The following is a 20,539-nucleotide window of genomic DNA, read 5'->3' on the forward strand; positions in this document are numbered from 1 at the left end:
GTTATGCAGATACTCATAGCACCTAATGCGTTTAAGAATAGCTTGGCGGCCGATCAAGCAGCCATTGCACTGGCTGAAGGCCTGAAAGAGAGTGGGCTGATATGTTCCCTTAGCTGTTTTCCAATTGGAGACGGGGGCGATGGCACCATGAAGTTGCTGATCAAACATCTGTGTCTGAATACTGTTGAAGTTAATACAATTGATCCTTTAGGTAGGCCAATCAAGGCCAATTACGGCTATGATCAGAAGACTGCTACTGCGTACATTGAAATGGCCGATGCATCGGGGATACGATTGCTAGCCGACAATGAACTAAATCCCATGAAGGCAACCAGTCAGGGAACCGGACTTATGATAAAGGATGCTCTAGTCAGGGGTGCAAGATATATTATTTTAGGTGTAGGAGGTTCGGCAACCGTGGATGGAGCTTGTGGTATATTAAGCGCAATGGGCGCCAAGTTTCTAGATAAAAAGGGGGAGGAGCTAAAGGTATCTCCATTGGAACTTTTGAAACTTGATAGAATTGATTTGTCGGGATTAGACAAGCAAATTGAATACTGCCGGTTTACTGTTTTAACAGATGTAAAAAACAAGCTGCTAGGGAGCAACGGGGCCGCTTTTGTATTTGGACCACAAAAAGGTGCTTCCGTGGAACAACAGGAGATATTGGACGATTTTTTAGAGCATTTGAATTATATCTGGACAACTCAGCTAAACAAAGATGCCGGTCGGTTAATAGGAGGTGGTGCAGCAGGTGGGGTGGCTGCGGGATTGTGGGCTATGTTGGATGCCGAGCTATTGAATGGGATTGATTATTTCTTGAAAGTGACGGACTTCGATAAAAAGCTCATCAAAGCCGATTTGCTGATAACAGGAGAGGGGGCTATTGACTTACAAACATTGGATGGAAAAGGCCCTTTCGGTGTGGCATATAGGGCGAAAGCCTTGGGACTACCTGTCATCGGAGTAGCCGGTAACGTCCCCTTGCAAACGAATGAACAAATGGACACTTATTTTGATATCTTAATTCCAACGGGGCATGGAGCAGTGTCCCTTGAGGAACTAAAAAAATGTACTGCTGAAAACCTAGAACGCACCGGCAAATTGATAGGAAAGTTCCTACAATTTGCATCAAAAAAAACTGTTAAATAAATTTTATTTATTAGAAAACAAATTCTATATTTGCACTCCGTTTACAAAAGAATACGATTGTTAAATGGAAAGATCGGGGTGTAGCGTAGCCCGGTATCGCGCCACATTTGGGATGTGGAGGTCGTAGGTTCGAATCCTGCCACCCCGACGGACAAAAAGCTCTTGCGAAAGCAAGGGCTTTTGTTGTTTTACAACGAGCCAAGCTTGCTTGAGCGAGTTGTAAAACAACAAAAGCCAAGCACGTAGTGCGGAGCTTTTTGTCTGTCATCCTCACCTATAGGATCACCGAGCGCAGCGAGGTAATCCTGCTACCCTTCCTATACCCAACTTCTGTCAATGGAATGGAGGTCGAGCACGTAAGCATATTGCTCGATTTATTGCTATCCGTTAATGGCTAATAAGTTATGCTTCCAAGGTATTAATTGAAATTAAGTATAAAAAAAATTGCGCAAGTAAATGCTTGCTTTTATATTTGCAAGCAAATACTTGCATATTATGGAGACACGAAGAGATGTATTTCAAGCTATTGCAGACCCGACACGGAGAGCTATTATCGGTATGATTGCAAAAGAACCTGTCAATGTCAACACCATTGCTGAACAGTTTGATGTAAGTCGGCAAGCCATATCACTCCATTTAAAAATATTAGCAGAATGTGGTTTGCTAAATATGAAGCAACAAGGACGTGAACGGATTTGCGAAGCAAAATTGGAAAAACTGAACGAAATAAACGAATGGGTATCACAGTACAAACAGTTTTGGGAAAGCAAATTGGACGCATTGGGCAAATTTCTTAACAACAATAAAAGATCAAAATAATGAACAAGAAAATAGTAGTAATCGAACGTATTTACGAAGCCACGATGGAAAAAGTTTGGGAAGCTCTTACGAATAAAGACCAAATGAAACAGTGGTATTTTGACGTATCCGACTTCAAAGCAGAAGTTGGATTTGAGTTTCAATTTTCTGCAGAAAACGAGGGGAAAATATATTTGCACAAGTGTCAGGTTGTGGAAGCTAAGCCAATAACAAAAATTGCTTATACTTGGAGCTATGAGGGTTATGAGGGACAATCATTAGTAACATTTGAGTTGTTTAGTGAAGACGAGAACAAAACCCGTTTGAAACTGACCCATTCAGGTACGGACAGCTTTCTGTCGCATCCTGACTTCGAAAAAGCAGATTTCAATGAGGGTTGGGAAAGTATCCTTGGGCAATCGCTTCGCAATTTTGTGGAAACAGGCAGCTTTAACAAGTCAATTCGCATTCGGGCAAGTCTGAAAAATATTTGGGATATTGTTCTTAATCCTAATAATCAATGGGGAACAGCATTTGGTGGAGGTGCGATTGCAGAAACAGATTGGAATGAAGGCTCGCTAATTATTTGGAGAGATGCAGAAAACAATATCGGTGCAACTGGAGTAGTAGAAGTTCATAGACCGGAAGAATATTTACAACTGCATTACTATGATGATGTGGAACAGAAACCCGAAACCGCATTAGGCGATTACTATGAGAAGTATCGTATCGTTCCTGATAAAGACGGATACATACTTTCCATTGAAGTTGGTAAAATGGCAAAAAGCGATATTCCGTTTCATCAGAAAATGTGGGATGATGCGATAAACATTATCAAGGAACTCTCCGAAAAAGAATAAAACAAAAATTCAAGCTTACTGTATGGATTATTTAGGGTATATAATTGGGATTATCGTCACCTTTGTTATTGGATTTTTAGCTTTGGAAACAAGGCTAATTAAGATGGAAAATACAACCGAAACAAACACAAAGAAATATTTTCCTGAATCGAGAACAACAAGGTAAGCGGACGGTTATTCAGGGTCAGAAATTGTTTATTTCTCCGAAAACAAAAAGATTGATATGGAACTCTCTTCACAAGCGAAAAACATCTTGGCTCAGATCAATGCTAAAACTAAGCTGGGAGACCTACGAAAAATTGCGGGTGAGATAAAAAAAGACCACGAATTGGCTTTGGAGCTTTGGTCAACAGGCCAATTTTTACCCCGACAGTTGGCAATTTTGATTATGGACAAAAAGCAACTCTCGCAAAAACTCATTGACAATTTGGATAACGACATGAAGCAACATCATGAAGATGAAAGACTTCAACTAATAGACTGGTTAATGGCAAACCAACTTTCAAAAGACAAAAAGACTATTTCATTAATGGAAACTTGGGAAAACAGTCAATCTTCACTACAAAGACGAATTTTTTGGTATTACCAAGCTCGTTTACGTTGGGTTGGACAAACGCCACCGTCAAATAGTGAAGAATTGCTTTCTAAAATTGAAGCACGTATCGAAAAAGAAGTGCCTGAAGTTCAATGGGCAATGAATTTCACGACGGCTCAAATCGGAATTTTTGAAGAGAAGTATCGTCCGAGATGTGTTGCACTGGGAGAACGTACAGGGCTGTATAAAGATGAAATAGTTGCTAAAAATTGTACACCCAATTATTTGCCCAAATTAATAGCCATACAAGTAGCTAAGCTGAAAAAATAAAGGAGTAGCGTATAGATGGATGAACAAATAGCGGGCTAACAAAAGTTGCCAAAACCCGCACTGGAAATAGCTGTTTTTACATTTATTATTTCCTGTCTAACCAGTGTATAATATTAAGCAGAAATTGGGCATTCTGTGTTGCTGCGGGATGATTCATGCCTCTTTTCTCACTTTTGACACCTTGGAGCTGCGCTGAAAAAGGTGCCCCGTCACCGAATATGACAATTCTTCCTTTACCAAATTCTAAATATGCGCCATTCACTAACCCTCTTCCAGAAATATAAGGAATAGTGTCTGATAATCTTTTTCTTATTTGGGAAACATAGCTAGGGAGGTAGATGCGGTAATCGTCGCCCAATACAGAAATTACATGGGCATGAGTCGGAACAATAAATCCCGTTCCACCCCAGCACATAATGCTATCGATTTTTTTACCGGGACGATTGGTAATCTCATTTAAAATAAGTGTTTTTTTTTCTTTTGAAAATATCTCTGGCCGACCATCCTTTCGAATAGCGAAGCCATTTAGTATGTTGATTCCAAATCTTCCTGCTAGTTCATTGACCGAGGCACCGCAGGGCATATGATCCGTTACAAGAAATAAGCTTCCCCCATTGGCTACCCAATGGCAGAGTTCATTTATTTCGTCTTGGGAAAAGGCCGACCTCGCCGGTAAATCCCAGTCTTCCATATCATACATCGCATTGACGCTTACATAGATCTCGGCTTTTTTTAAAAGTTCTAGAGTCACCTTTTCTTTACTGCTTACTACCTGATAACCGTCACTTGTTAGCAGTTTACCAAAGGCGGCATAGGTCCCCTTCAATGTCGACGCATTATTATGGGCTTCATCAAATAATATTACGGGGCCATTTCCAACCCCGTACATAGGGATGGAAACCGAATAATTGAAGTTTTCGTCCGTCACTTGCTGTGCTATTCCATCAGCTGTCCAAACGACTAATATATACCAAATGACGAAAATTCGATTAAAATCTTCCATATCATAACCTTCTATTTTGCTTTGATCCATACATCGTCTCGAAACATGAGACCTGTGTCGCTTCTTTATCATTCAATAAAAAAATAAGTGGGAAGGCAATGTACGGCCGGGGGGCTGTGCAAAACAGCTTATTGCAAGAAATACGTTTCCGAATAAAATGCTGCCGATGACCACACGAATCTTTTGGAGCGATTGCAGACTTGTTCATTGGATTCATCCGATTATGATTTATTTTTTAATGGTCATATGGAATACGCATGCGCTTGTGTTTTTCGAACATGCGTATTTCGTAATTATCTTATGATGCAATGATAACCCTTCAGTGATTAGAAGAAGTTCGGGTGGATGCAAATGAACGGAATTGCTGTCAACTAGTCTTTGAATTTGCTTTAATGTATTCTTTAGGTGTGAGCTTAGTCGCTTTTTTAAAGGTGGTATAAAATGTAGTTTTGGAATTAAAACCAGCTCTGATTGCAACACCGAGCATATCTAAATGCTTGGTGTCTTCTGATAAGAGTAATGATTTTGCTTCCTCGGTCCGTAACTCATTTATAAACTGATAAAAGCTCTTACCAAGCCCGTTATTGAGAACATAAGAGAGTTCATGGGTGCTGATGCCAATTTTACCGGAAAGCACTGAAAGTGTCAAACTTGGATCGAGGTACAACTTTTCACTGTCTGTTTTTCTCGTAACGATGGATTTGAGCTCCTCCACTTGTTCTGCGGTAAGCCGTTCATTTAACACTTTCTGGGGTGCAATTCCGTCTTTTTCCGGCGGTTGATATGCCTCGATAGCATAAATTGATTTCTGAGACAGCGTTGAATAGGCCAAAAGAATTATTCCTAAAAAATAAAGGATTGGGGAGTAATAAGTTACGTGAATGCTGGATATGCTCAGTATGCGGATAAAAATCAAAACTAACACGGAAATCAATAGATATCTTAGCCATTCCAGATCTATTTTATCGGTAAAAGAAGAAACTCGTTTTATATTCTTTTGGTGACGACGGAGCAACAAGAAACAGACGATCCAATAATAAACCATCTGGCCAAAAGAAAAATATCGAACGATAAAGCCGATCCACGGAGGTAATATCGGCAGATGGTATTGCCCATTAAAGAATTTTGGCATTAAGTACACCAAAGAAAATACAAGGAAAAGCAAAAAAGGAACGAAGTGGAGAAGCTTATCTTTTTTTGGTAAAGATGGGGACACGTAGCCGCTTACTGCCATATATAGACAGGGAAGCATCGCCCATCTTGGTAGTTCGAGCAGATGAATAAGGAAACTGCCACCTATTTCAAATTCTTCCAGAAAAAGTTGCGTAAAACTGCATGCCAGAATAAAATAGAATGCCCCAAGCCATCGGTTGGCTTGGGTATTTACTTTATCAAATCCAATAAAGAGCAGGGATCCTAATAGCCATAATGCTCCGCCCGAAAAGGCATAAAAAGCAGCTAAGGTATTTATTTCAGACATTAGATATTTTGGACTGTTTTCGTAAATTTATGGTATTTGTGTGAAAGTATGAATTACATATTCCAGATTGGCATAACCCAATTGTTAATCCTGGCAGGTGCTCTTTCTGCATGACACTATCAATCTTGGTCATCAACCGGTTTAACGCAGGCATTTCGTAATCATAATGCTGTGCTTTAGCGATGCTGCTTGATATTGCGATAGGAGGTATTCCCAAAAATAAGATGCTACACTTGGTCATAATTGTTGTTTTTACCAAAGTACATAGGTCTTTATTTTGTTCAGTTCGATTTTATCCAAACGAACTAAAAAATGCAAGGGTTCAATGAAAAACTATTGTTGCGATATGAAGCTTTTAGAGTCTTATAAAAAAATCATTTTCGATCGTCGTTTTGTATGGCGGCGCAATTTACTCGAGCGAGTATGTCCCATCAATTTTACAAGCACCTTGTCATGAGGTTTTGATACGGTTTATAAATAGGTGTTTTTTCTTTATGTTTTATCTTTTAAGCGGTTAAAATTCATCTATTTGCCCCCGGTGACATCGATGAAAATGCCTGTAGAATACGAAGATTTTTCTGACGCAAGCCATAAAATAGCTTCAGCTACTTCTTCTGTCAAACCACCTCTTTTCAATGGTATGCCTTCTTTTAGTCGATTAATTCTATCAGGTTCCCCGCCATCGGCATGTATATCGGTATAGATAAATGCAGGACGAACGGCATTTACCCGAATACCCTCGTCCGCCACCTCTTTAGACAATCCGATCGTAAGGCTATCCAACGCTCCTTTAGTGGCTGCATAATCAATATACTCAAAAGGTGCACCGGTTCTGGAAGCAATGGATGAAACATTAACAATGGTGCCGCCTTTGCCACCTAATTTTGTAGACATACGTTTAATCGCTTCCTTACAACAAAGAAACGAACCAAGGATGTTGGCTTTGAACATCCGCTGTAACCTGGCATAATCCATATCGACAAGCTTCATCTGATGTTCCAGTATGCCGGCATTGTTAACGAGGCAATGGAGATTTCCAAACCGGCTATCAATTACGGAAAACAAATGAAGGATTTCATCTTCTTTAGAAACGTCGGCCTGAATTGCAATGGCTTCGCTTCCCATGGAAAGAATTTGGTTGACAACCTCATTCGCTGCCTTATGATTTTTTTGGTAATTAACTGCTACTGCATAACCATTTCGGGCGGCAAGAAGCGCTGTCGCAGCGCCAATTCCTCTACTTGCACCTGTTATTAGTATTGTTTTCATAGTCATTCTTTCTTTCCTTTATAATTTGCCAATTACTTCCGTATCTATAATGTTTTGGGTAAGCTCTGATTTGAGCTTGATAAGCTCGCCCAACAATCTGGTTTCACGAACGCTGTCCTGCTGATGCATCTGCTCCGCTATCCGTACTATTTCATGATTCAGCGTTTCTATTTCCGTTCTTCTTTTGTTTCGAATATCCTGTAAAGTCGATATCGCTTGTCCTTCAGACAACTGACTTATTTGCAGCAAACCGGTTTCGACTTCGTCCTGACGAATTGCTATCCCTTTTTCTGTAGTAATATTAATACATTCTACAATGATTCTGCGTGCAATTTTTAGCGCGTCCTGACTTCTATGAAATATACCATTGTCAATTTCCAATAAGGGGCAAATGGAATTGAAAACGCAATTTATAATAGCTTTCTTCCAAATAATATGCTGTAAGTGGAGTTCGCTTCTGAACCTAAAATTTGGTGTATTGAGGTGGTTGACGACCCTTTCCAGATCAGCCTTATTTCCCCGTTCAATACCGATTGGACAAATGTCTACGGGCTTAAACCTTATATTAGATTGGTTGATTAGCTGACTGGTTACGAAGAGTACACAACGGTATAGCTGTGGATATCCGTGATCTAGAAAGGACTGCTCTATACCTAACCCATTTTGCAAGAGAACAATAGGGGAGTTACCTGTTCTTCCTTTTAGTGCACGCGCCAATTGTTCATTCCCAAACGATTTGTTGGAGAGAACAACAATGCCATCAATCATTGGAAGCGAATCCAATGTTGTAATTTTGACATTGGCTTCGAGGGTCACGCCATTTTGGATTTCAATACCTATACGCCTGGTTGTTGTGCAAGCATCTTTTACCCTTCCTCTGATTACAGTCACTTTTCTTCCGGCAAGTTTAAGGAAAACGGCGAGCGCTTTGCCGATGGCTCCTGAACCGATAATAAATATGTGTTTTTGAACTGAGTCCATTGTTGCTGGTTTTAGGCGATCTTACGGTACATACTATAGTAGGTGTTTTTTCGGGATCGGATATTTCCCGGAAGTGCAAGAATGAGTAGTTCGCGATTTGCGAAAAGAAAACCTGTTTTTATCTCATTGTGTGCCATCGTATTTACGTTCGTTTTGATAAACAAAGTTCGATAAAACATCTTTATGATAGCAGATGCAGATATGTTATTTTTGATGGTAGCAGTTAAATGAATAACGAATGAAAAAAGTTAAAGAGAAATTAGATTTCATGTATATACGGATCGCCAAAGTTATTGAGCAACAAATCTTAAATGGTGCTTTACGAACAGGTGATAAGCTTCCTTCTTTAAGGACTATTTGCCGTGAGTATGGAGTAAGTCAGAATACGGCATTAAGTGCATATTATAATCTGGAAAGTAAAATGTTGATTGAAACGAAACCTCAATCGGGATATTATGTGCGTTATTCCAAAACGAAAGTCCCGGCGCTTCCTCAAATTACCAAACCCGAGGCCGAAGCACATTATGCCGACAGCGAGCTATTAGTTCGCAAAATTTATGACGGTTTGGGAGAAGATGGCCATTTGGCACTTGCTTTAGGGATTCCGGCGAATGAATTGTTGCCTATTGCAAAACTCAATAAGGGTTTAACAGTGGCGATGAGAGAGTTAAAAGGAAGCGGCGTAATGTATGATAAAATCGAAGGGAATGAAAGATTACGACGTCAGATTGCCCGATGGTCTTTTGCGATGGAGGGGCATTTGAACCACGACGAAATTATCACAACCGGCGGTTGCTTGAATGCATTATCTTACTGCATGATGGCATTAACAAAAAGAGGCGATACGGTGGCGATGGAAAGCCCGATTTCGTTTGGAATGCTGCAACTAGCTCAGGTTTTAGGTGTTAAAGTATTAGAATTGCCCTCGGATCCTCAGCATGGTATTGATTTAAATGCGTTGGAAGATGCACTGAAAGCAAACAAAATAAATGTATGTCTTTTTATCAGCAATTTCAGTAATCCGCTAGGCAGTTGTATGCCGGATGAAAATAAGAAGCAGACCGTACGTCTCTTGGAAAAATATAACATCCCACTTATTGAGAATGATCTCAATGGCGATATATATTTTGGTCAACAACGTCCGAAATCATGCAAGACTTACGATGAAAGTGGGTTAGTGCTATGGTGCAGCTCCGTGTCGAAAACACTTGCCCCGGGCTATCGGGTCGGTTGGGTCGCTCCTGGAAAATTCAAAAACGAGGTAAGGCGAATGAAACTCTATCATAGTATTTCATCCACCTCTGTTACCCACGAAGTTATTGCCTGGTTTCTCGAAACGGGTCGGTACGAGAGTCATCTCCGCAAACTAAGGCACACACTTCACGGTAACATGTTGAAATTTTCAAGGGCTATTTCAGACTATTTCCCTGAGGGGACAATGGCCACCAGACCGCGAGGAGGATTTGTTATCTGGGTAGAATTACCCAAGGCTGTCGATGCTGTCACTCTCTATGAAAAGTGTTTAAGCTATAAAATTAGTTTTGCTCCGGGCAGAATATTCACCTTACAAAACCAATACGATAACTGCCTCCGGTTAAACTACGGACTATTGTGGGATGAGAAATTGGAAAGAGATCTTAAGTTGTTGGGAGAACTTGCCTGTAGAGAATTGTGATAGCCAATTCTGCGAGCCGAGGAAGTTTTTCGATAAAAATTTGGAAATATTTAAAATAGTTGTCACATTTGATATGTACTACATAAGTACTAATAACGAAATATAAATCTAAATGAATAACGTTAAAATGTGGATTACTAAACCAATTAATCTGGCATACCTCGGTTTAGGTTTTGTTTTGTCTATCGCATTGAGTTGCGCTAAAGTAACAAATGCCGATCGAGAAAAACTACCGGGTCTTGATCAGGAGCAAAGTCTTACTGAGCATGCAGCCTTAGCAGCACCAATTAACACGCGGATAATTGTTTTTAACGGGGGTAGTGAAGGGATTTACCATTCGTACCGTATCCCATCGATTATTAAAACCAAGAACGGAACGCTGGTAGCTTTTGCGGAAGGTAGGCGCTGGAGTCCAAGCGACTATGGCGATATCAATGTGGTATTTAAAAGGTCGATGGATAACGGAACAACCTGGTCGGCATTAGGAGAGGTAGTGGGAAAAGGAAATGGTACCTGGGGAAATCCCACAGCTGTTTATGACCCTTCGGTAGGCGTAAACGGTAGAATATGGCTCTTTTTAGAATGGAACGACGAATTCAAAACCAAATGGTCGGATTTTCAAGCTTGGGGTGATAGAAGAATTCATACTTCATACAGTGATGATCATGGCGCTACTTGGTCTGATCCCGTAGATCGCACCGGTACATTAACTCCTTTGAGTTATAAATGGGATTGTGTTGGTCCAGGGATCGGTATCAGAACTGCTTACGATCATCCAGGTAGATTAATTGTTCCGGCATACGGAAGAAATATTTATAGCGATGATCATGGAGCGACCTGGAGTTATGAACCTGTCCCGGGTGGTACGGATGAAAGTACCATCGTTGAGCTAATGAACGGAAGTTTAATGCGGAATGATCGTCCCAATACAACGGAGTGGAATATTTCAAAAACAAGAAGGAAGTCTGTGGGGTCAATTTCCGGAAATTTTTCTTCTTTTTCTGCTGTTTCCGCTCTTCCCGATCCGAAGTGCGAGGGCTCTATACTTCGATATAATGTGGATGATCCGAATAGAATAATTTTTTTAAATCCAAACGGCACAAGTCAACGCTGTAATATGACTGTTCGCATCAGCTATGATGATGGAGAGACCTGGCCAATAAGCAGAGCTCTGTACGACAGCGGAAACTGTAATTATACGACAAGCACCGTGGTTTACGGTGGATACTCGAGCATGGTTAAAACCTCGGATTATTGCATTGGTGCGCTGATTGAATATAATGAAAATGTACACGATTCAGCCAACAGTAACAAATCTATTGAGTTCAACAAATTTAACCTAGCCTGGATATTGAATGGTCGCACAGAACCGTAATTAAAAAAGAAGCTTTATTGGGAGTATGAACAATCGCAGACTAAAAGTTAGGAAATTGAAGATAAAACAAAATGGTTCCACTAAAAGCAAATGAGATCTACGGTAATTGGGCAACTTTGTTGCTTCCACTTGATGATGACGAAAGTATTAATTTTAAACAATTGGAAGATGAGATAGACACGCTAATTGCCCATGGAGTGAACGGAATTTATTCAAATGGTACGGCTGGAGAATTTTACAATCAAACTGAAGACGAATTTGATCAGATAAATGAAATTTTAGCCACAAAATGTAACGCTGCATCCATGCCTTTTCAGATCGGATGCTCGCATATGAGTCCTAAAATATCCTTGGAACGATTAAAACGAGCCAAACTGCTAAAACCGTCTGCCATTCAAGTCATTTTGCCGGATTGGTTTGTGCCGTCTCAGGCGGAGATTATCTATTTTTTAACGCGATTGGCGGAAGAAGCTGATCCGATTAGATTGGTTTTGTATAACCCACCGCATGCGAAAACGAAACTTTTACCGAGTGACTTTGCAGAGATTCTACTAGCAGGAATTCCCTTGGCGGGATGTAAGGTTTCGGGAGGAGACGAGAAGTGGTATCGGGAGATGAGCGAGTTGCCGGTTCCGTTTTCAGTATTTGTACCCGGGCATCAACTCGCAACCGGCATCTCCCAAGGGGCCCATGGTGCCTATTCTAATGTCGCTTGCTTACACCCTGCGTTTGCCCAAAATTGGTATAACGATATGGTGAACAAAACCGGTGATCCGTTCGGAATGCAATCGCGTATTCAACAATTTATGCAGCAATGCATGGTGCCTTATATTCGGGATCAAGCTTATGCTAACCAAGCGGTGGATAAGTTTATGGCTGCGGTAGGTGGATGGACACCTATAAGTACCCGTTTGCGATGGCCGTATCGCTGGATTCCCGAAGAAGAAATACACGTTGTTAAGCAGCGATGTGCCGAGCTTTTGCCGGAAGTTTTTATGCAACGAAGCACAAAAAATCAAAACACAAAGCCATGAGAGAGAATAAATTTAAATATCTGTATCTACTGATCAACTTTTTAATTGTTGGTTACGGATGTGTGGCCGGGCAACATACTTCTGAGCGAATGGCTATGGATAGCAGTATTGTCTTTACTCCAAATGAACGCTATGCATCAACGCGGATTCCTGCGCTCGTAATGAGTAAAAAAGGCACCTTATTGGCCTTTTGTGAAGGTCGGATCGGTACCGCGAGCGACTGGTCAGAAATGGATTTGTTGATGCGTCGAAGCAAAGATGGAGGGCGCACTTGGGAAGCCCCAATCGTTATTGCTCCCAAGAAAAGTGGCCCTACCAGTAATCCCACGCCTATCGTTGACAGTAAGGGGACAATTCACCTGCTTTATCAGCGGGATTACGCAAGAGCTTATTATACTTTTTCTACCGATGATGGAGAAACTTGGAGCCCTGCCATGGATATCACCGCCACTTTTGACGCCTTTAAGCCAGCGTATGATTGGAAAGTATTAGCACCCGGCCCCGGACATAGCATTCAGCTAAAAAATGGCAGATTGCTTGTCCCGGTTTGGTTGAGTGATCCTGCTAAGACGGTACCTCATCGGAGCCACGCCCCTTCTTGCATTGCAACCATTTATAGCGATGATCTCGGAAAAACGTGGAAACGAGGTGAAATCATCGCTAAAAACTCGGCTGAATTTAAAAATCCCAGCGAAACCATGGCAATTCAATTAAAGGACGGAAGGGTAATGGTGAATATCAGAAATACTTCGGAAAAACATTTGCGTGGTGTAAGCTATAGTAAGGATGGCATCAGCGGATGGTCGAAACCTGTCTTTGATGAAGAACTTTTCGATCCGATCTGCATGGCTAGTATTATCAGGTTATCCGACAGGAAGAAAGGTATCCTATTTCTCAATCCTGATAGCCGCGATATTCCAAAACATCCCCGTAAAAACTTAACTGCTAAAGTCAGCTATGACGAGGGACAGACGTGGCCTATTAGTAAGCTGATTCACGAAGGGCCATCCGGCTATTCAGATGTTGCGGTAGGGGCGGATGGAACCGTTTATTGCTTGTTTGAAACAAATTCGGGAAAAGACTGGAACTATAACATCGTGTTGAAGACCTTTAAGCTTGACTGGCTGACCGATAATAAATAATAATAACTTATCGCGAAACGAAAATTGTGCACTGAGTTGTTTGGAAATGAATAAAACTTACAATAAATAATATATGAATAAAATTACCGGATTAATAGCGGCAACTTTTGCGGCGTATCACGAAGATGGAACAATAAATCTGAATATTATCCCGAGAATAGTAGATAAAATGGTAGCCGATGGATTATCTGGTGTGTTTATTTGCGGAACGAATGGAGAGGGGCCGAATTTAACGGTGGAAGAACGCATGGCTATTGCTGAGGCCTATGTGAAAGCTGCTAATAAACGGATATTGGTACTGGTGCACGTTGGACACAGTTCGATTGCGGACTGTCGACGATTGGCAGCCCATGCAGAACAGATTGGCGCTGATGCTATTTCTTCCGTCGCAGCTTTTTACTTTAAACCTACTACTGTGAGCAATCTGGTGAATAGTATGGCTCAGATTGCTTCTGCAGCACCTCATACACCCTTCTACTATTATCATATCCCTACATTAACGGGCATCGCCATTGATATGCTCGCCTTCTTGGAACAGGCTGAAAAAGTGATCCCTAATTTTGCCGGACTTAAATATACCGCCTCTACCTTACATGAATATCAAGCCTGTCTAAACTATAAAGGGGGTAAGTTTGATGTGCTGTTCGGTTACGATGAGATGCTTCTACCGGCACTTGCCGTTGGCGCAATGGGAGCTATTGGTAGCACTTATACTTTTTCTGCATCGCTCTATTTACAACTATTAAGGTATTATAAAAAGGGACATTATGAGGAAGCGGCAAACATGCAATTGCATTCGGTTAACATGGTGCGTTGTCTTGTAAAATATCCGCCGATTCCTGCGCAACGGGCAGTAATGAAGATGATAGGCTTTGATCTCGGTCCTTGTCGGCTACCACTTGAGCCGCTAAATGAAGACGACGTGCTGCAGCTGAAAAACGCCTTAGATGTGAACGGTTTTTTTGACGTGGTGAAGCGGGCTTCGGAAATACTGAGCGAAGAGCAGTGAGCTGTAAAATATAATTGAATGTTAGCATGGACAGATCTTCTTATTCACTTCTCATTTTTCTTATGACTTTTTCTTTAAATAAAGGAGTGGCGCAGTTCGTTTCTACAAATCAATTAAAATGGGATGAGCTGCAAGCACTCCCGGATCCGATTGGATTTGCGGGTTCTTTTGTTGGAGTCAGCAATGGCGCACTTTTAGTTATAGGTGGTGCAAATTTTCCCGATGGCGGTGCGCCTTGGACCGGTTCTGACAAGGTATGGTACGATCGGGTATTCGCACTAGACAACCCAAACGCCAAATGGAAAGAAGTAGGGAGGTTGTCGCAACCATTAGGTTATGGAGTATCCGTATCTTGGAGAAATGCAGTGATTCTTATCGGAGGGAGTAATGAAAATGGTCATCACAAGGAAGTTTGGATGTTGCGATATGACAACGGAAGAATTGAAAAAAGTACATTGCCCGATTTACCTCACCCATTAGCCAATTGTACAGGGGTACTGTTAGGAGATGTCATTTATATAGCGGGCGGTATCAGGAAACCGGACTCCAAGACAACGGAGAAAAATTTTTGGGCATTGGATCTTGCTGCTGATACGAAAGAATGGAAGGTACTTGACCCTTGGCCGGGACCTTCCAGAATGTTAGCGGTTGCAGGTGTTCAGCACCGTAAATTGTATTTATTCAGCGGAGCAAAGCTGGTGGATGGAGTTAGGGAATACCTGAAAGACGCCTATGAATATACCCCCCAGGTAGGGTGGAAGAAAATAGCCGATCTTCCCCAACCAGTTGTAGCAGCGCCAAATCCGGCTTATGGTATTAACAAATACCATCTTTTAATTTTTGGAGGCGATGATGGGAAGCTGGCTGCAAAAGCAAATCAATTGAAACAGCAACACCCCGGTTTTTCTACGAACATTTTAGATTATGATGTGTCCACAAATACCTGGAAGAAATTAGGAGAGGTTCCCACTGATAAAAAAGAAGATGCAATTGCCAATCCAAATGGGAGCAGCTGGGCTCCGGTAACGACCAGTTTAACTATATGGAACGATGCTGTCATAATACCGGGGGGAGAAGTAAGACCTGCCGTTCGTACCCCTCGCGTGCTAAGACTGACACCTGAAAAAATAACGGATCAATAATGAAACATACTGTTAATCGTTACGCATGGCTTATTGTAGCTTTATTATGGGTAGTAGCCTTCTTAAATTACCTTGATCGTATATTAATAACTTCGATGCACGATCCTATTGTGGCTGATTTCAAACTGTCGGATGCACAATTCGGTCTATTGACGTCGGTTTTTCTTTGGTCGTATGGGATTTTAAGTCCCTTTGGAGGTTTCTTCGCCGACAAGTACAGCAGAAAGAAAGTGATTGTTTTTAGCGTTATGGTGTGGTCGGCGGTTACCTTATGGACAGGTTTTGCAAGCTCTTTTTCCGAAATGCTAGTTGCGCGCATCATCATGGGTATAAGTGAGGCATGTTATATTCCTGCCGCTTTGGCCCTAATAACTGATTACCACCGAGGGCGGACACGGTCGCTGGCAACCGGTTTACATATGAGTGGTCTATATGCCGGATTAGCATTGGGCGGCATCGGTGGGTACATTGCAGAACTATGGGGATGGCGCTATGGCTTTCACGTTTTTGGTATTGTTGGAATTGTTTATTCTTTTATTTTATTAAAAATTTTAAAAGATCATCAACGCACGCAAAGTGACTTAACGGAAGTAGTTCCAATCGATTTAGAAGTTAACATCCGTGGGGCACTGAAAAATCTTTTTAGTAAGGCCTCGTTTTACGTTCTCTTGTTTTATTTTGCAGTGTTAGGTATTGTAAATTGGCTTGTTTATGGTTGGTTACCTACCTTTCTTAAAGAGCATTTTCACCTTGACCTCGGCGAAGCCGGAATTTCCGCCACCGGATACATTCAGATCGGTTCGTTTATTGGCGTCATCGTAGGAGGGATTTTGGCAGATCGTTGGACTCGTAAAAACAATAGGGGCCGAATTTATATGCTTATTATCGGTTTTACTTTGGGCGCCCCGTTTCTTTTTTTAATGGCATCTACTTCTGTCTTCGGCATTGCCATCATTGCGATGCTGATCTTTGGTCTGGCAAGAGGATTTAATGATGCTAACCTGATGCCTATTTTAAGGCAAGTGGCAGATGATCGATATATCGCTACGGGCTATGGTTTCCTCAATTTTCTGAGTACCATCGTAGGAGGGCTGATGGTATATGTTGGAGGCGCATTGAAAGATGCACAGATTGATCTCTCGATTATTTATCAGTTCTCCGCTGTCCTGCTACTTTTGGCCACTTGGACGTTATTTGCCGTTAAAGTAAAAAAAGATTAGTGTTAAGCGAGAAGGGATGAACTATCTTTCATTCTTGAGAAAATTATTGCCTGCCCTTGAATCAAAGCCAGATCGGCATCCCATGACTGTATAATGTCAATACCGAGGGTCGAACACGCCAAGGTATATAAGGAACGGTGCGCGGGCCCTCCAAGTAAGTATATGGATTTTTTTGATTCCAGACTCGCTAGCTCCGCTCCAATAAGCAGTCCACTGAGGTAGTAATAGTTCTGTTGTTTAGAAAGGCGTTCCAATACTTGATTGGTCCGAACTAGAAAACTATGGTGAAGTAGATCGGTGGTTTGACTTAGCTGTACTGCTTCCATAAAACTTTTCCGATTTGCCCGACTATTTAAATCTTCTCCCGCGGCTATAGATCCTGACAAGATACTTTTTGTTGAAAGGAGATCAAAAAATTCGCCGGTCATAAAGGTTTTGAAACCGATAATCCGGCGATCTTTTATTAGAACATGTTTTGGATGCGTACCTGGAAGAACGAACAGCTGCTCGGACTCATCGTTTCCGATCAATTGAGCACAGCCCACTATTTTGGTCTCTTCTCCTCGCATAACGTCGTTTTCAGTTCTTGCACCGGAGACAATAATAAGCGGATTGGTCGTCTCGTCACTTTTATACATTTCGATGTGCAAGTCAGAACCATCTATTTCAAAGGGTAGAACTTTATAAGGTAAATCAATGAGCCCTATCGTAGACGATGCCATTCCTGATAGTACTACAGGTATTCCTTTAAGCGAAACACGAAGCTTCTCGCTTAGTATCCGGATGTGGTTCGTTATGATTGAAGTGTAAAACAAAACACGATTCGTCGCAGGCTCGTTTTGTTGCCAAGCGGTAAATGTCTCCAAAATACCTGAATCGTTTTTTATTTCGGCAAGTATCTTGAAACTTTTTACCTCAACTAGGCGTAATCGAAAGGAACTTGTTCCCCAATCGCAGCTTAAAAATGTATCCATTAAATTTCACTATTTGGTAATTCAGCAATATCATTAGATTTTATGCGTTCAACATTTCCCACTAAAAAGAGGTAAGAACAGGCACCTAGGAGGCCAAGCGAAGCAACAAAAATCAAAGCAGGTGCAAAATTACCGCCACTTGCCAAAAAGCCAATGGCTATGGGAACGATAATGCCGGACGACTGGCCGATAAAATTGAAAACACCGCCCGTTATATCAATCAAATGTTTCGGTGCAAGGGTAGAAACAAATATCCAGGTGATCGAAGCAAAGCCGACACCAAAAAAAGACAAAGACATAAATAAAATCACCAGACTAGGTGCATTGACATAATTAGCACCCAAAATGAGTACAGAGATTAAAAGACCAATTATGATAGGACGTTTACGTGCTTTTGCCGCTGAAATGCCTTTTCGAATCAAATAATCCGAAAGGAAGCCAGAGCAAAGCACACCCAAGAACGCAGCAAGATACGGTATAGAAGCCCAATAGCCCGATTGGATGAAGTCCATTCCGCGATAGTCAACCAAGTATTTAGGAAACCAGGTAAGAAAAAACCATAAGGTAGAATTCACAGCGAACTGACCAATGTAAATGCCCCACAATTTTCTGTAGGATAATACTTCCCTTAGATCGGACCACCGGAAGGTTTTTTTCGGACCGGTCCCTGTACGCGTCCGGTCCAATAAGCCACCTCCGCTTTCTATAACTTCGAGCTCGGCTTTATTGACTTTTGTATGTTTCATCGGATCACGGTAAAAAAAATACCAGACAAAACCCCAAATGACGCCGATGAGTCCCGTTACAACAAAAAGACCCTTCCACCCTACATAAGCTTGAATTTTTGAAAGTATCGGCATTAAAAAAGCAAGACCTAAAAACTGGCCGGACGTATAAATTCCTATGGCCGATGCTCTTTCATTTTCCGGAAACCAAGCACTAACTACGCGGTTATTAATTGGAAAGGCCGGTGCTTCAAATGCGCCTGTTATCATACGTAGCCCGAACAAAGTGGCAAAGCCTTTGGCAAAACCTTGTATGATGGTTGCAAAGGACCAGCTAATGAGGCTGACTGCGTATAATATTCTTGGACTAAAATGCTTGACTAAAATTCCGCCCGGGATTTGAAATAAAAGATAGGTCCAGCTAAAGGCTGAAAAGATAAGCCCCATCTGTACGGATGAGAATTTAAATTCTTTACCAATATCAGATGCCGCCACGGCTAGATTACTTCGATCCATGTAGTTTATAACTACATTTACAAAGATCAGAAAGAGCATCTGATGCCTGATTTTTGTCGGTTTCATATTTAGGTATTAGCTTTTAGGAGGTAGTTATCACTTGTAATTAATTAGCTATCGGCTTTTCGTAGTCAGACAAACCGGTTAGAACGCAATAACTCAATTACCATTCGGCTACGCTGCCATCCTGATGCCTCCAAACCGGATTTTTCCAATTGTGCCCAATGGCAGCCATTTTTCTTACATGTTCTTCATTAATTTCAATACCTAATCCCGGTTTGTCAGGGATGTTTACATAGCCCCCATCATATTCAAATACGGTTTTATCTACGAGATAATCGAGCAAATCACTTCCCTCATTATAGTGTATACCTAAACTTTGCTCTTGGATAAAAGCATTATGACAGGTAGCATCGACCTGTAAGCAGGCGGCAAGCGCTATTGGGCCGAGCGGGCAATGCGGAGCTGCCGCTACGTCAAACGCTTCTGCCATGGAGATGATTTTTTTGCATTCGGTAATACCGCCGGCATGCGAAAGATCAGGCTGGATAATATCAGCATACCCTTCTTTCAGCAAAGCCTTGAATTGCCATTTAGAAAACATCCGCTCCCCGGTTGCGATTGGAATAGCCACATGGTTGGCGATTTCTCGCAGATCCTCGTTATTCTCGGGTAGTACAGGCTCTTCGATAAACATCGGTCTATAGCGCTCCAGCTCTTTTGCCAATATTTTTGCCATGGGTTTATGTACCCGTCCATGGAAGTCGATCCCTATCCCAAAAGCCGGACCAACAGCCTCTCGTACCGCTGCAATCCTTGCAACCGCTTCGTCTATCTTATCATAGCTGTCGACATATTGGAGTTCTTCAGTGGCATTCATTTTTACCGCAAGAAAGCCTTGTTCAGCCATTTTTTTCGCTGCTAAGCCAACTTCTGCCGGACGATCGCCTCCAATCCAGGAGTAGACTTTCATTTTGTCTTTCGCTTTTCCTCCCAATAGCTGGTGAATAGGGGCATTATAAAATTTACCTTTGATGTCCCACAACGCTTGGTCAATACCGGCAATTGCACTCATTATAATCGGCCCACCGCGATAGAAGCCTGCGCGATATAGCACATTCCAATGATCTTCAATATGCATTGGATCTTTACCCATCAGGTATTCCATCAATTCGTCGACTGCTGTTTTTACTGTTGCCGCTTTACCTTCGATCACCGGTTCTCCCCAACCCACGATCCCTTCATCGGTTTCTATTTTTAAAAACAACCATCGTGGAGGTACCTGAAATAATTCATAACTTTTAATCTTCATCTGAATT

The 20,539-nt window shown here is 41.6% G+C and carries 18 protein-coding genes and 1 tRNA gene; 12 read left to right on the plus strand and 7 right to left on the minus strand.

The features are described from left to right. Window positions 1–3 precede the first annotated feature (3 nt). From M1D52_RS08390 to M1D52_RS08410, 5 genes are all read left to right on the plus strand, one after another. The gene (locus tag M1D52_RS08390; RefSeq protein ID WP_437392195.1) at window positions 4–1,152 is read left to right on the plus strand and encodes a glycerate kinase family protein; all 1,149 of its coding nucleotides are present in this window, start codon (window positions 4–6) and stop codon (window positions 1,150–1,152) included. A gap of 74 nt (window positions 1,153–1,226) precedes the next feature. Then, window positions 1,227–1,300: transfer RNA gene (locus M1D52_RS08395), tRNA-Pro, on the plus strand. Window positions 1,301–1,647: 347 nt separating this feature from the next. Continuing rightward, entirely contained in the window at window positions 1,648–1,971 is a 324-nt protein-coding gene (locus M1D52_RS08400; RefSeq protein ID WP_242627407.1) for an ArsR/SmtB family transcription factor, read from the plus strand. Beyond that, a complete protein-coding gene (locus M1D52_RS08405) occupies window positions 1,971–2,810 on the plus strand; it encodes an SRPBCC family protein (protein ID WP_377610942.1) in 840 nt (279 codons plus the stop codon). Before M1D52_RS08400 ends, M1D52_RS08405 begins: the two co-directional genes overlap by 1 nt. A 223-nt stretch (window positions 2,811–3,033) precedes the next feature. After that, window positions 3,034–3,675 (plus strand): DNA alkylation repair protein, encoded by a 642-nt coding sequence (locus M1D52_RS08410; protein WP_377610940.1) that lies wholly within the window; start codon window positions 3,034–3,036, stop codon window positions 3,673–3,675. Between the two features lie 85 nt (window positions 3,676–3,760). Here M1D52_RS08410 and M1D52_RS08415 read toward each other — a convergent pair whose 3' ends face one another. The 4 genes from M1D52_RS08415 to M1D52_RS08430 form a co-directional block, all read right to left on the minus strand. Continuing rightward, entirely contained in the window at window positions 3,761–4,708 is a 948-nt protein-coding gene (locus M1D52_RS08415) for a hypothetical protein (protein WP_130858491.1), read from the minus strand. Window positions 4,709–5,045: 337 nt separating this feature from the next. Next, a complete protein-coding gene (locus M1D52_RS08420; RefSeq protein WP_437392196.1) occupies window positions 5,046–6,158 on the minus strand; it encodes a helix-turn-helix domain-containing protein in 1,113 nt (370 codons plus the stop codon). A 525-nt stretch (window positions 6,159–6,683) separates the two neighbouring features. Beyond that, window positions 6,684–7,427, minus strand: coding sequence for an SDR family oxidoreductase (locus M1D52_RS08425; protein WP_437392197.1), 744 nt, complete (start codon window positions 7,425–7,427; stop codon window positions 6,684–6,686). 18 nt (window positions 7,428–7,445) lie between these two features. Next, window positions 7,446–8,408, minus strand: a complete 963-nt coding sequence (locus tag M1D52_RS08430) for a ketopantoate reductase family protein (protein WP_437392198.1) — start codon at window positions 8,406–8,408, stop codon at window positions 7,446–7,448. A gap of 238 nt (window positions 8,409–8,646) precedes the next feature. On the opposite strand from M1D52_RS08430, the gene M1D52_RS08435 reads away from it, so the two are divergent. From M1D52_RS08435 to M1D52_RS08465, 7 genes are all read left to right on the plus strand, one after another. Beyond that, window positions 8,647–10,083, plus strand: a complete 1,437-nt coding sequence (locus tag M1D52_RS08435) for an aminotransferase-like domain-containing protein (protein ID WP_013667815.1) — start codon at window positions 8,647–8,649, stop codon at window positions 10,081–10,083. Window positions 10,084–10,195: 112 nt separating this feature from the next. Continuing rightward, a complete protein-coding gene (locus M1D52_RS08440) occupies window positions 10,196–11,458 on the plus strand; it encodes a sialidase family protein (protein ID WP_157622291.1) in 1,263 nt (420 codons plus the stop codon). 71 nt (window positions 11,459–11,529) lie between these two features. After that, entirely contained in the window at window positions 11,530–12,492 is a 963-nt protein-coding gene (locus tag M1D52_RS08445; RefSeq protein ID WP_437392199.1) for a dihydrodipicolinate synthase family protein, read from the plus strand. Then, entirely contained in the window at window positions 12,489–13,634 is a 1,146-nt protein-coding gene (locus M1D52_RS08450) for a sialidase family protein (protein ID WP_437392200.1), read from the plus strand. The genes M1D52_RS08445 and M1D52_RS08450 overlap by 4 nt, the downstream gene beginning before the upstream one ends. A gap of 73 nt (window positions 13,635–13,707) precedes the next feature. Continuing rightward, window positions 13,708–14,643: a dihydrodipicolinate synthase family protein gene (locus M1D52_RS08455; protein WP_437392202.1), complete on the plus strand. Its 936-nt coding sequence runs from the start codon at window positions 13,708–13,710 to the stop codon at window positions 14,641–14,643. A 26-nt stretch (window positions 14,644–14,669) separates the two neighbouring features. Continuing rightward, complete coding sequence (locus M1D52_RS08460; protein ID WP_437392203.1) at window positions 14,670–15,785, plus strand: galactose oxidase; 1,116 nt, start codon at window positions 14,670–14,672, stop codon at window positions 15,783–15,785. Beyond that, window positions 15,785–17,005 carry an MFS transporter gene (locus M1D52_RS08465; RefSeq protein WP_013667809.1) on the plus strand — a complete coding sequence of 407 codons (1,221 nt, stop codon included), beginning with the start codon at window positions 15,785–15,787 and terminating at the stop codon, window positions 17,003–17,005. The genes M1D52_RS08460 and M1D52_RS08465 overlap by 1 nt, the downstream gene beginning before the upstream one ends. A 2-nt stretch (window positions 17,006–17,007) precedes the next feature. On the opposite strand, the gene M1D52_RS08470 is transcribed toward M1D52_RS08465, so the two are convergent. The 3 genes from M1D52_RS08470 to dgoD form a co-directional block, all read right to left on the minus strand. Then, the gene (locus tag M1D52_RS08470) at window positions 17,008–17,979 is read right to left on the minus strand and encodes a 2-dehydro-3-deoxygalactonokinase (protein WP_437392204.1); all 972 of its coding nucleotides are present in this window, start codon (window positions 17,977–17,979) and stop codon (window positions 17,008–17,010) included. Continuing rightward, entirely contained in the window at window positions 17,979–19,286 is a 1,308-nt protein-coding gene (locus tag M1D52_RS08475; protein WP_437392205.1) for an MFS transporter, read from the minus strand. The genes M1D52_RS08470 and M1D52_RS08475 overlap by 1 nt, the downstream gene beginning before the upstream one ends. 97 nt (window positions 19,287–19,383) lie before the next feature. After that, window positions 19,384–20,532, minus strand: a complete 1,149-nt coding sequence (dgoD, locus tag M1D52_RS08480; RefSeq protein ID WP_013667806.1) for a galactonate dehydratase — start codon at window positions 20,530–20,532, stop codon at window positions 19,384–19,386. Window positions 20,533–20,539: the final 7 nt, after the last annotated feature.

The organism is Olivibacter sp. SA151 (assembly GCF_054130995.1).